At 64.4% G+C, this 12,971-nt stretch carries 5 protein-coding genes and 2 pseudogenes; all 7 read right to left on the bottom strand.

Annotated elements, in window-relative coordinates; translation table 11 throughout:
- Positions 1–126 precede the first annotated feature (126 nt).
- Positions 127–1,689, bottom strand: coding sequence for a murein biosynthesis integral membrane protein MurJ (murJ, locus tag FPZ08_RS16710; protein ID WP_146291076.1), 1,563 nt, complete (start codon positions 1,687–1,689; stop codon positions 127–129).
- A 162-nt stretch (positions 1,690–1,851) separates the two neighbouring features.
- Positions 1,852–4,644, bottom strand: coding sequence for a [protein-PII] uridylyltransferase (locus FPZ08_RS16705; protein ID WP_146291074.1), 2,793 nt, complete (start codon positions 4,642–4,644; stop codon positions 1,852–1,854).
- A pseudogene (gene mutS / locus FPZ08_RS16700) lies at positions 4,625–7,329 on the bottom strand (DNA mismatch repair protein MutS). The gene FPZ08_RS16705 and the pseudogene mutS overlap by 20 nt, the downstream one beginning before the upstream one ends.
- An 87-nt stretch (positions 7,330–7,416) precedes the next feature.
- Entirely contained in the window at positions 7,417–8,232 is an 816-nt protein-coding gene (locus FPZ08_RS16695) for a DUF2189 domain-containing protein (RefSeq protein ID WP_146291072.1), read from the bottom strand.
- A gap of 153 nt (positions 8,233–8,385) precedes the next feature.
- Positions 8,386–10,007, bottom strand: a pseudogene (locus FPZ08_RS16690) (glycoside hydrolase family 43 protein).
- 165 nt (positions 10,008–10,172) lie between these two features.
- On the bottom strand, positions 10,173–11,480 hold the full coding sequence (xylA, locus tag FPZ08_RS16685; protein WP_146291070.1) for a xylose isomerase: 1,308 nt from the start codon (positions 11,478–11,480) through the stop codon (positions 10,173–10,175).
- Positions 11,477–12,940 carry a xylulokinase gene (gene xylB, locus FPZ08_RS16680; RefSeq protein ID WP_146291068.1) on the bottom strand — a complete coding sequence of 488 codons (1,464 nt, stop codon included), beginning with the start codon at positions 12,938–12,940 and terminating at the stop codon, positions 11,477–11,479. The genes xylA and xylB overlap by 4 nt, the downstream gene beginning before the upstream one ends.
- Positions 12,941–12,971: the final 31 nt, after the last annotated feature.

Genomic DNA, 12,971 nt, shown 5'->3' with positions numbered 1-12,971 from the left:
TCGCTGAAAGACCCGGTTTGAAACCGTCTTCTCAAAGACCTCATGGTGAGCTTGTCGAACCACGGGGTCGAGTGAGTGGAGGCTTGGGTGCCACGACCTCGTCCTTCGACAGGCTCAGGATGAGGTCTACTTGGAGCGCCGCAGCCGCCTGAGCAGCAGGTCCAGCTTCTGGGCGCCGGTGACGTGGACCAAGGTGAAATAGGTGGCCATGCCGAAGACGACGAGTACGGCCAAGAGGCCGGCTTGAAGCCAAAGGGGTGCGCCGCTGGCGAAGTGGCTGGCGCCGCGCTCGACCAGAAGATAGAGCGCTCCCCCCATGATGGCGCTGATGGCGATGATGAGGCCGTGCTTGCGCCATTCGGCACCGGTCAGGGCAAAATGGCCGCGCCGCGCCAGGAACAGGGCCAGCAGCACGGCATTGAGCCAGGCCGAAACCGAGGTGGCGATGGCAATGCCGACATGGACGAGGCTGGGGAACAGCAGCAGCGACAGGGCGATATTGGCCACCACCGAAATGCCGGCAAAGACGGTGGGCGTCACCGTATCCTCGCGGGCGAAATAGCCCGGCTGCAGCACGCGGATCAGCACATAGGCGGGCAGGCCGGTGGCAAAGGCGATCAGCGCCTGCGCGGTCTGGGTAGTGGCCAGCGCGTCGAAGGCGCCGCGCTCGAACAGCACGCGCACGATGGGCTCGGCCATGGCAATGAGTGCGGTGGCGGCTGGCATGGAAAGCAGCATGGCGGCCAGCAATGACTGGTCCTGCGTAGCGCGGGCTTCGGCCTCACGGTTGCCCTTGAGATGGCGGGAAAGCTCGGGCAGCAGCACCGTGCCGATGGCAATGCCGATAATGCCGAGCGGCAGCTGGTAGAGCCGATCAGCATAATTGAGGATGGAAATGGCATTGTCGGCGCCCGAGGCGATGATGGTGCCGACGAAGATATTGATCTGGGTAATGCCGCCGGTGAGGATGGCCGGTACGGCCAGCACCCAGAAGCGGCGCACTTCCGGATCGAGACGGGGCAGGCGCAGAGCCGGCACGAAATTCGCCCGGCGGATGGCGCCATAGACCAAAGCCAGTTGCGCCAGACCGCCCGCCATGGTGGCGACGGACACCCACATGGCCGAGCCCGCCGGATCCATGACCCAGAAGGTCACCAGCGGGATCATGGCGGCGATATTGACCAGGTTGAGAATGACCGGGGCGAAGGCGGCGGCAAAGAAGCGGCCAAGCGAATTGAGGATAGCGCCATAGGCGGCCATCAGCGACATACAGGCCAGGTAAGGGAACATGATCCGCGTCAGCAGCACGGTGAGATCGAATTTTTCCTTGTCGTCGATGAAGCCGGGGACGAAGGCGATCATGATCTGCGGCATGAAGATTTCCGCAAGGATCGTCACGCCGACCAGCATGGCGACCAGCCAGGCCATGATGCGCGAGGCCAGGTCGAGCGCGCCGTCGCGGCCCTGCTGCTCCAGCGCGCCCGAGAAAAGCGGCACGAAGGCGGTGTTGAAGGCGCCTTCGGCAAAGAGGCGCCGGAACAGGTTGGGAAAACGGAATGCCGCGAAGAAAGCATCGGCCGCCGGACCGGTGCCGAGCACGGCCGCCATCAGCGCATCGCGGACGAAGCCGGCGACGCGGGAGATGAGGGTGAGGCCTCCAACGGAGAGGAAATTGCGGTAGAGGCTCATGATTCCCCTCCCCCTTGAGGGGAGGGGTTAGGGGTGGGGGTGTCGAGAGCGCTGCACACGCGGTATTCGGGGTATGCCGATAGTCCGACACCCCCACCCTCGATCCCTCCCCTCAAGGGGGAGGGAGGCGATGGAACCGCACGTTCAGGGGGGCCAAACAGCCTACCCATTGGCCACCTTCTCGCCCTGCGGGTGGAACACGCCCATCAGCGCGTCGTGGATTTTCCGCTGGCGGGGCTTGGAGGTGATCTTCTGGCCGGTGAGATCGGTGATGTAGAAGACGTCCACCGCCTTTTCGCCATAGGTGCCGATATGGGCCGAACCGATGGTGAGGTTGAGGTCGGAAATCTGGCGGGTGAGCGCGTGAAGCAGCCCCATGCGGTCGAGCCCGCTGACCTCGATGACGGTGAATTTTTCCGATAGCGCATTGGACACGGTGACCTGCGAGGGCACGGCAAAGGGGCGCAGGCGCTTGTTGTGGCGGCTTTCCTTGCCCAGATCGATGAGGATCTGCCGCTTGCCCTGCAGCAATTGTTTGACCGTATCGATGATGCGGGTGGCGCGGACCTTTTCGTCCTCGTCCGAGGTGAAGGAGCGGCGCAGGCGGAAGGTATCGAGGGCATGGCCATCGCGGGTGGAAAAGATCTGCGCCCCGATGATGGACGTATCCTGCATGGTGCAGGCGCCGGCGATCAGCGAGAGCAGGCGCGGGTGGTCGGGCGTATAGAAGCTGACTTCGGTAATGCCCTCAAAGGCCTTGACCCTGATGGAGCCGGCAAAGTTCTCGCCGGTCTGGTCGGCCTGGCGGATCATGCGGGCGTGCTCGACCTGCAATTCGGGCTCGGCACGCAGCCAGTAATGATCGTAGTGCCTGTTGATATAGGCGTCGACCTCGGCCGGGGGCCAGGCCGCAAGCGCCTGGGCCAGCGCGCGACGGGCTTCGTGGATGCGGTCGGACTGGGTGACCTGGCTGTGGCCGCCTGAGAGCAGGGGCTCGGTGGCGTAGTAGAGCGCGCGCAGCAGGCTGCCCTTCCAGCCGGTCCAGACGCCCGGACCGACCGCGCGAATATCGCAGGCGGTGAGGATCATCAGCAAGGCCAGGCGCTGGGGCGATTGCACCACATCGGCAAAGGCCTTGGCGGTTTCGGGGTCCTGGATATCGCGGGCCTGGGCGATCTCGCTCATCAGCAGGTGATATTCGATGAGCCAGGAGACGGTGTCGGTTTCGGCGGGGGAGAGACCGAAGCGGGGACAGAGTTTTCGGGCGATGCGGGCGCCGGCAATGGAATGATCTTCCGGGCGGCCCTTGGCGATGTCGTGCAGGAACAGCGCGACATAGATGAGGCGCGTGTCATTGAGCTGGGGCAGCAATTCATGGGTCAGCGGCAGGTCGTTGCGCAGGCCGCCATTGGCAATATCGGCCATGACGCCGACCGAGCGGATCAGGTGCTCGTCCACCGTATAGTGGTGGTACATGTTGAACTGCATCAGCGCGACGATCTTGCCGAAATCGGGCACGAACTTGCCCAATACGCCGCTCTCGTTCATCTGCCGCAGGATGCGCTCGACCGATTGCGGCGCGGTCAGAATGGTGAGGAAATGCTCGTTGGCCTTGGGGTCGCTGCGCAGCCTGTTGTCGATCAGCCGCAGCGAGCGGGTGATGACCTTGATGGCGTCGGGGTGGAACAGCAGTTCCTCGCGCCCGGCCACCAGGAACATGCGGATGAGATTGACCGGGTCCTTTTCGAATACGTCGGGGCTGGCCAGATTGAGCCGCCCGGTATCGAGCACGAAATCCGTTTCGCCCTTAATGCGGCTGCGCCCCGAGCGGAACGGGGCCAGCACGCGGCCGACCAGGTCCATATCCTTGGCGTGGTTGAATTCGAGGCTGGCGCAGATGATGCGGGTCAAATCGCCCACATCCTTGGCGACGAGGAAATAGCGCTTCATGAAGCGTTCGACGCCCAGCATGCCGACGCGCTGGGCATAGCCCATGCGCTGGGCCAGCTCGGGCTGCATGTCGAAAGTCAGCTTTTCCTCGGCACGACCGGTGACGAAATGCAGGTGACAGCGCACCGCCCACAAAAAATCCTCGGCGCGGGAGAAGAGGCGATATTCGGCGGCTGACAGCACGCCCTTGCCGACCAGTTCGTGTGATGTCTTGACCTGGTAGAAATATTTGCCGATCCAGAACAGCGTATTGAGGTCGCGCAAGCCACCTTTGCCGTCCTTGATATTGGGCTCGACCACATAGCGGGTATTGCCCATCAATTTGTGGCGCTCGTCGCGCTCGGCCATCTTGGCGGCGATGAATTCGGGGCCGGTTTTGGGCATGATCTCGGCTTCGAAACGCTGCACCATCTGGTCGAACAGCGTACGGTCGCCGGTGAGGAAACGCGCTTCGAGCGTGGCGGTGCGCACCGTCATGTCGGCGCGGGCCATGCGGATACATTCATCCACCGAGCGCACGGCATGGCCAACCTTCTGGCCGAGGTCCCACAGCATATAGAGGATATATTCGGTGACCTGCTCGCCCCAGGGCGTCTGCTTGTAGGGTAGGATGAACAGCAGGTCGATGTCCGAGCCCGGCGCCAGCGTGCCGCGGCCATAGCCGCCGACGGCGGAGAGCGCGATAGCCTCGGCGCCGGAGGGGTTGTCGACCGGATAGACCCGGCGCGTCGCGAAGAGATGCACGGCGGCGATGATCTCGTCCTGCGCATTGGACAGGTTCTGCGCGCAGCGCGTGCCCTTGCCCGAGGCCAGCAGTTCGGCCTCGGCCCCGCGGCGCGCCTCGGCCAGGGTCTGGCGGATATGGGCCAATACGGCAGCGCGCGCGGCGGCGGATTTGGGCGCTGCTTCACCGATCGCGGCATCGAGCTCGCCGAGAATGACCTCGGCTGGCTTGAGCGAGAAGAGCGGTTTGCGCGGCTTTGCCTCAGCTTCGGCGAGCGTCATCGCGGATTTTCTTCAACTCGTAGAGCGCTTCGATCGCTTGTTTGGGGGTCATCTCGTCGGGTCGAACGGCGTCGAGCGCCAGATGTACGGGGTCCGGCCCCACCGGCCGGGAGGGCGGCTGATGGGCGAAAAGTGGCAGATCGTCTAGCACGCTGGCCTTCTGGCTGGAAGAGGCCGTGCCCGCCGAGCGCTGCTCGAGCACGTCAAGCACCTGCCGCGCCCGCGCCAGCACCGGCTCGGGCAGGCCGGCCAGCCGCGCCACCTGGATGCCATAGGAGCGGTCGGCGGCGCCCGAACCCACTTCGTGCAGGAAGACCACCTCGCCCTCCCATTCGCGCACCTTCATGGTGACGTTGGAAACGCGGCTGAGCGTCTTGGCGAGGCTGGTCAGTTCGTGGAAATGGGTGGCGAAAAGGGCCCGGCAGCCGGTGGTTTCGTGCAGGGCTTCGACGGCCGCCCAGGCGATGGACAGGCCATCGAAGGTGGCGGTGCCGCGGCCGATTTCGTCGAGCACGACAAGGCTCCGCCGCGTGGCGCGATTGAGGATGGCCGATGTTTCGACCATTTCGACCATGAAGGTCGAGCGGCCATGGGCGATGTCGTCGCTGGCGCCGACGCGGGAGAAGACGCGGTCGACGACGCCGATATGGGCCGAGTTTGCCGGCACGAAAGAGCCCATCTGCGCCATGATCGCGATCAAGGCATTCTGCCGCAGGAAGGTGGATTTACCGCCCATATTGGGGCCGGTGACCAGCCAGAGCCGCCCGCCGCCAATGGCGTCGTCGCCCGAGAGGTCGGCGTCGTTGGCGACGAAGCTCTGGCCCTCGGCGGAGACCATGTCTTCCACGACGGGATGGCGGCCGCCCTCGATGGCAAAAGCCAGGGAGTCGTCGATTTCTGGGCGGGTGTAGGCGCGGGTGGCGGCGAGATGGGCGAGGGCCGTGGTCACATCGAGTTCGGCCAGGGCATCGGCCAGGATGCGCAGGTCGGCGGTGCGGCTCAACACGTCATAGCGCAGGCTGGCAAAGACCTTGAGCTCGATTTCCAGCGCCGCCTCATGCGCGCGGGCAATGCGGCCTTCGAGATCGGCCAGTTCGGTCGTGGTGAAGCGCATGGCATTGGCCAGCGTCTGGCGATGGATGAAGTTTTGGCGATGCGGCTCTTCGAGCAGGCGGGTGCCATGCGCGGCCGGCACTTCGACGAAATAGCCGAGCACGCCATTGTGCCGGATTTTGAGGGAACGAACGTCGGTTTCCTCAATGAGGCGGGCCTGCAGGGCGGCGACGACGGCGCGGGTCTCGCTGGCCAGTGCCCGCTCGTCGTCCAGCGCCTGGTCGTAGCCCTTGCGCACGAAGCCGCCGTCGCGGCTCATAAGCGGCAATTCGTCATCCAGCGCCAGCGCCAGTTCGGACGCCAGCGGCATCGGGGCAGCGGCCAGCGTTGTCGCGAGGCGGGCTAGCACTGCGGGGACATCATCGAGGCGGGCAAAGTGGCCTGATAGCGCCGAGGCGGCGGAAACGGCCTTGCCGATGGCGGCGAGGTCGCGCGGGCCGCCGCGGTCGAGCGCCAACCGGGTCAAAGCGCGGGCCAGGTCGGGCACCGCCTTGAGATCGGCGCGCAGGCGGCCGGTCAGCAAGGTGTCATTGGCGAGGAGGCCCACCGCGTCGAGACGCTCATTGATACCGGTGGCGTCGGCAAGCGGGGCTGCCAGCCTTGCCGAGAGCAGACGGGAGCCGGGGGCGGTGACTGTCAGGTCGATCACCTGGCGCAGCGAACCCCTGACCTGGCCACGCTGGGTCTGGTGCAGTTCGAGGCTGGCGCGGGTCGCCTGGTCGATGGCCATGCGGCGGGTCGCGGTATCGGCCAAAGGCGCGCGCAGGGCCACGCCGACGCCCTTCTGGCTTTCGCTGACATAGGCCACTACCGCGCCCAGAGCTGCCCGCGCGGCGCGGGACAGCGATGTGGGGTCGAAGGCGCTATCGGGAAAGGCGGCGCGCAGGCCCGCTGTCGCCGTTTCGCTGTCGAAGCTCTCCGATGGCGCCGTATGGGTGATGGCGGCCCAGGCCGGGGCGAAAAGATGCCGCTCGACCAGGGCCGCGCGCGTCGCCTCGGTCAGCAGCAATTCGGCCGGATCGATGCGGGCCAGTTCGTCCTGGAGCTGTTCGGCCGAGAGGTCGGCGGTAAAGGTCTCGCCGGTCGAGACATCGGCCCAGGCCAAAGCGAAATCGGTTTCGCCATGGCGCACCATGGCCAGGGCGGCGAGGAAGTTGGAGGCGCGGGCATCGAGGTGATCATCCTCGGTCAGCGTGCCCGCGGTGATGAGACGAACCACGTCGCGCTTCACCACCGATTTGGCGCCGCGCTTCTGGCTTCCTTGGGGTCCTCCACCTGCTCGCAGATGGCGACGCGGTGGCCGAGCTTGATCAGCTTGTTGAGATAGTCGTTGGCGGCGTGGATGGGCACGCCACACATCTGGATATCCTCGCCCAGATGCTTGCCGCGCTTGGTGAGCACGATGCCCAGAGCGGCGCTGGCGATCTCGGCATCCTCGAAGAACAGCTCGTAGAAATCGCCCATGCGATAGAACAGCAGATAGCCGGGATTGACCGCCTTGATCTCGAAATACTGCGCCATCATCGGCGTCAGGGCCGGGGTCTGCGCGGGTTCGATGGGCGACTGATCCATAAGGGCAAAGGGTCTCGGCAAGGAAGCCGAGACCTTATGGCGTTCGGGGCGGAAATCCAACCGCCGGAGGCGAGTTTGTCCCGGTGTTTAGGACCCCCTGATGACGGAGGCCGGCTCCACCACCTTGCGGTAGAGGTGCCATGTCGCATGGCCGAAAATGGGGATGACCACGGCCAGCCCGACAAAGAGCGGCAGCGAGCCGAGGAACAGGCCCACGCCCACGATAATGCCCCATGCCAGCATGGGCACCGGATTGTGCATGACGGCGCGGAACGAGGTTTCGACAGCGACAAACGCTCCCACGTCGCGATCGAGCAGCAGCGGGAAGGCGATGACCGTGGTGCAGAGGGTGAAGATGGCGAAGAGCGACCCCAGCATGGTGCCTGATATGATCAGCGTCATGCCGCCGGGCTCGGTGAGAATCTGGTTCAGCAACGCGCCCAGCGTCTGCGGCGTCGAGGCGCCGAACAGGCTTTCATACAGCGTCTGCGCCGCCGTCAGCCACAGGGTGAAGACGGCCAGCAGCATGACCGCCAAAGCGGCGATCGAGCCGATGGCGGGGGATTTCAGCACTTCGAAAGCATGATACCAGGAGGTATCAAGGCCCTGTTCGCGACGCCGGGAAATCTCGTAGAGCCCGATGGCGGCAAAGGGGCCGAGCAGCGCGAAGCCGCCCACCAGGGGATAGAGCAAAGGCCAGGTGTAATAGCCATTCATCCACACGGTCAGCACGATGCCGACAATGGGGTAGATCAGAACCAGCAGCACATAGTGGCTGGGCTTTTCCCAGAAATCGGCAATGCCCCGGCGCAGGGCATCGCCCAGGTCGCCCAGAGTGATCGTGCGGATGACCGGCATATCGAGCTTGTCGCCCGCGCCGGAAATGACGTGGAAAGTGGACATGGCCTTGCTCCTCCATAACGGAGGCCACGGGCTCGCTGACAAACCGCGAACTCGCGACCGGCAACAGGACCAGTCTAGTTCAGGTGCGACCGATTGTCGCCCTTTATCGGGCAAACGTGATCGGCGCCCCTGATGGAGCGCCGAACGCGATGACTATTGCAGGGAATCGATCTCGTAGCGGTCGGACGGATCGTGCTGCGGGCGATAGGTGAAATAGTCGAAGCTGGCCGGGCTGGCGGTGCCGTTGAGATCATGCGCCGCCATGCCGACAAAGGCGCCGGTGAAGCTGCCATGGGCCTGGTGGCCGCCGCATTCGTCGGACAGGATCGAGGCATCGAAGACCGGGCCGATGGGTTGCAAGTCCTGGCCTTCCAGCGCGTAGAAGAATTGCAGCTTCCGCCCGCGAATGGTCAGCGCCAGCTTCACCTTGCCCTTATTGGGAATCTGCACCGGCTCGGTCGGGAAGGTCAGGTTGCCATCGGGCCAGGAGATTTCCGAATTCATGATGAGCAGTTCGCGCTGCCCGTCGGAATGCGCTGTTACCGCCAGGTAGAAGAAGTTGTAGCGGCTGTAATAGGCCGTGAGGCCTGCCATGGTGCGTTCGTCGGTGGGCGCGAAATCGACCATGGTCTCGGCATCATAGGAGAAATGGGTCTGGCGGCGGGCCACCAAGGCCTGCTCGAACCAGGAGCCGATCGACTCGCGGCCGAACAGGGTCAGCTTGCCGCCCTCGGTCTTGAAAATGCGCTCGGTTTCGGGCGTCCGCAGCCACTGGAAGTCGATGGGCAGGCCGTTTTCGAACGTGTAGCGCCGCTCAGCCCAGTATTTGCCCTCGTCGCGCGTGCCGGGTACCTCGACATGCAGCGAGGGGACGGGGCCGTTCTTCACATAGAGCCAGTCGTCGTCGCCCCAGTAAGCCTCCTGGATCGCGGTTTCGCGGCCCAGCACGCAGCGGCGCTCCTGGGTAGTGGGGCGGCCGGTGAGGTGAACGAGATAGGTCTTGCCTTCGGGCGTCTCGACGATGTCGCCATGGCCGGCGCGTTGCAGGGCGGCGAGGGGCGCATCCTTGCTGGTCAGGATGTGCTTGTCGGGATGGGTTTCGTAGGGCCCGTCGAGATTGCGCGAACGGGCGAAGGTGCAGGCATGGTCATAGGCCGTGCCACCCTCGGCGGTGAGCAGATAGTACCAGGGCTTTCCATCCTTTCCCTGGCGCTTGTAGAGATGCGGGCCCTCGACCAGCTTGAGGTCGGTGCCCTGATAGATGTTCTTGATCGGGCCGACCAGCTTGCCGGCCTTGGGATCGAATTCCTGCAGGGCAATGCCGGCGAATTTGAGCGGGCGGGTGCGGTGGTCCCAGATCATGTTGACGAACCACTTGCGGCCGTCATTATCGTGGAACAGCGACGGGTCAAACCCCGAGCTATTGGTGTAGACCGGATCGGACTGTCGGCGGTGATGATGTAGTTATGCGCGTCCTTGAACGAGCCGTCCTTGCGCTTGACGTCGGTATAGACCAGCCAGAATTTTTCGCCGTCATGGGTGAGGCAGGGGGCCCAGACGCCGCAGCTATCGGGATCGCCACGCATATCGAGCTGTGCCTTGCGGGTCAGCGGGCGCGTGACCAGCTCCCAATTGGCCAGGTCCTTGCTGTGATGGATCTGCACGCCGGGGAACCACTCGAAGGTCGAGGTGGCGATGTAATAGTCGTCGCCGACGCGGAGGATCGACGGGTCCGGATTGAAGCCGGGCAGGATGGGGTTGGTTAGCTGGGGCATGATGGGTTCTCGACAGCACGAATGCGACCACTATCACCGCGCGTCACCCTCGGGCTTGACCCGAGGGCTCTGTACTTGAGGTGCGCTCGGCAAGTGAAGGGCCCTCGGGTCAAGCCCGAGGGTGACGGCGGTGGGTGGGTGGGTTTCGGCGCCCACCCCCCAAAATCAAACGAAGCGGTTGATCAGGTTTTCGAGATATTCCTGCTGGCCGGATTTGGGCTGCGGGTTGATGTTTTCGGCGTCGACCTTGGCAGCCAGATCGGCGAGCGACAGCTTGCCGGCGAGGATGTCCTTGCCCATGGCGCCGTTCCAGCCGGCATAGCGGGCATCGACGGTCCTGTCATAGGTGCCGTCCTCGATGAGAGCCGCGGCCGCCTTGAGCGAACGGGCGAGCACGTCGAGGCCGCCGATATGGCCATGCAGCAGGTCGGCCGGATCGATGGACTGGCGGCGCACCTTGGCGTCGAAATTCCAGCCGCCGGAGTTGAGGCCGCCCGCCTTGAGGATCTGGTAGAAGGCCAAGGTGGTTTCCGGCACCGAATTGGGGAATTGATCGGTATCCCAGCCGGACTGCAGGTCGTTTCTGTTGGCATCGACCGAGCCGAGAATGCCCAACGAGGCGGCCAGAGCCAGTTCGTGCTCGAAGGAGTGATTGGCGAGGAAGGCGTGGCCGACCTCGATATTGCACTTCACCTTGGTCTCAAGGCCGTACTTCCTCAGGAAGCCGTAGACCGTCGCCACGTCGAAATCATACTGGTGCTTGCTCGGTTCCTGCGGCTTGGGCTCGATCAGGATCTGGCCCTTGAAGCCGATCTTTTCCGCATGCTCGATGACTATATGCAGGAAGCGGCCCATCTGGTCCTGTTCCTGGCCGATTTTCGTATTGAGCAGGGTTTCGTAGCCCTCGCGGCCGCCCCATAGCACGTAATTGGCGCCGCCCAGTTCATGGGTCAGCTCCAGCACATTCTTCACCTGGCCGGCGGCATAGGCGAAGACTTCGGGGTCCGGATTGGTCGCGGCGCCGGACATATAGCGGCGGTTGGAGAACAGATTGGCCGTGCCCCAGAGCAGGCGGGTCCGGCTCTTTTCCATCTTGCGGGCGAAGATTTCGCCGATTTCGCGCACATTGCGATTGCTCTCGGCGAGCGTGGCGCCTTCGGGGGCGATATCGGCGTCGTGGAAGCAGAAGAAGGGGATATCGAGCAGGTCGAACAGCTCGAAGGCCACGTCGGCCTTGAAGCGCGCGCCTTCCATGCCCTTGTCATACCAGGGACGATCGAAGGTGCGGCCGCCGAACGGGTCGCCGCCCTCCCAGGCAAAGGTGTGCCAATAGGCGACGCCGGGGCGGATATGGTCTTCCATCCTTTTGCCGAGGACGATTTCGTCCTTGTTGTAGTGGCGGTAGGCCAGCGGGTTGGTGCTGTCCGCACCCTCATACTTCACCGGCGAAATGCCCTTGAAAAAATCCGTCACTTACGTGCCTCCTCGATGGCAGGATAGAGTGCGCGATAGCGCGCATATTGGTCGGAATAGGCGGCCGACAGGTTTTTGTCGGGCGCAATGACTGTCTTGATGGGCGGCATGGTCATCACCGTTGCGGGGCTGGCGCCCTCGGCGGCGCAGAGGCCGAGCCGGGCAGCGCCGAGCGCGCCGCCGAAATCGCCGTCCTCGGGGAGGGCGATTTCCATGTCGAGATTGGTGGCGATCAGCTTGAGCCAGAGCGCAGACTTGCTGCCGCCGCCGACGGCCAGCAGCCGGTCGATCTTCGTGCCGGCGTCTGACAGCACGCGCTGGCTGTCGCGGAAGGCGAAGGTGACGCCCTCCATGACCGCCTGGGCCAGTCGTGCCGGATCGGAGAGATGGGAGAGGCCGACGAAGGAGCCGCGGGCGCCGGCATTGTTGTGCGGCGTGCGTTCGCCCGAGAGATAGGGCAGGAAGATTTCCTCGCCCGGCCCGGTGAACTGCGCCTCGGCAGCAGCGGACAGTTCGGCCTGTTTCTGGCCGGTAATCCTGCTCAGCCAGTTGAGACTATCGGTGGCCGAGAGGATGACGCCCATCTGGTGCCAGGTCTCGGGGATGGCGTGGCAGAAAGCGTGGACGGCCCCTTCGGTATTGGGGCTGAAGCGCTCGTTGGAGACGAAGAGCACACCCGACGTGCCAAGCGACACGAAGCCCTCGCTCGGCCTGATGGCGCCGATGCCGCAGGCGGAGGCGGCATTGTCGCCGGCGCCGCCGGCCACGACGACCAGGCCATCCATGCCCCAGCGCTGGGCCAGTTCGCGCTTGAGATTGCCCGATACGGCCGAGCCCTCGACCAGGCGCGGCATGTGCGAGCGGGTAAGGCCGGTGACGGCGAGCAGTTCGTCGGACCAGTCGCGCTTGCCGACATCGAGCCACAGGGTGCCTGCCGCGTCGGACATGTCTTCCACATATTCGCCCGTCAGCAGCAGGCGTATATAGGCCTTGGGCAGCAGGACCTTGGCGATTTTCTCGTAAATCTGTGGCTCGTGCTTGCGGATCCAGGCGATCTTGGGCGCCGTGAAGCCGGGCATGGCGATATTGCCCGATATCTGGCGCAGGCTGGGGAGAGCGGCTTCCATCACCTGGCACTCGGCGGCCGAGCGGCCGTCATTCCAGAGAATGCAGGGGCGGAGCACTTCATCGTCCTTGCCGAGCAGGGTCGCGCCATGCATGTGACCGGACAGGCCAATGCCACGCACCGAGGCCAGTTCAGACGGATGAGATGCCTTGAGCTTGTCCACAGCCTCAAGCGTTGCCGTCCACCAATCGGCCGGATTCTGCTCGGACCAGCCGGGATGCGGGCGAACCGGCTCGACCGATGCGGCCGAGGCTTCACCCAAAGCGCGGCCATGCTCGTCGATGAGCAGCGCCTTGACGCCCGACGTGCCGATATCGATGCCAAGATAGGTCATGAGGCACGTACCTCATTGCGGGGAGCAGAAA

It is taken from the genome of Devosia ginsengisoli (assembly GCF_007859655.1).
In the GTDB taxonomy this organism is placed as follows: Bacteria; Pseudomonadota; Alphaproteobacteria; order Rhizobiales; family Devosiaceae; genus Devosia; species Devosia ginsengisoli.
This window is presented reverse-complemented; position numbering and strand designations above follow the sequence as displayed.

What these genes read in the sequence shown, in the direction of transcription:
- FPZ08_RS16695 (WP_146291072.1), bottom strand. Translation starts at nt 8,232, where the DNA reads ATGTCCACTTTCCACGTCATTTCCGGCGCGGGCGACAAGCTCGATATG.
- FPZ08_RS16705 (WP_146291074.1), bottom strand. Translation starts at nt 4,644, where the DNA reads ATGACGCTCGCCGAAGCTGAGGCAAAGCCGCGCAAACCGCTCTTCTCG.
- murJ (WP_146291076.1), bottom strand. Translation starts at nt 1,689, where the DNA reads ATGAGCCTCTACCGCAATTTCCTCTCCGTTGGAGGCCTCACCCTCATC.
- xylB (WP_146291068.1), bottom strand. Translation starts at nt 12,940, where the DNA reads ATGACCTATCTTGGCATCGATATCGGCACGTCGGGCGTCAAGGCGCTG.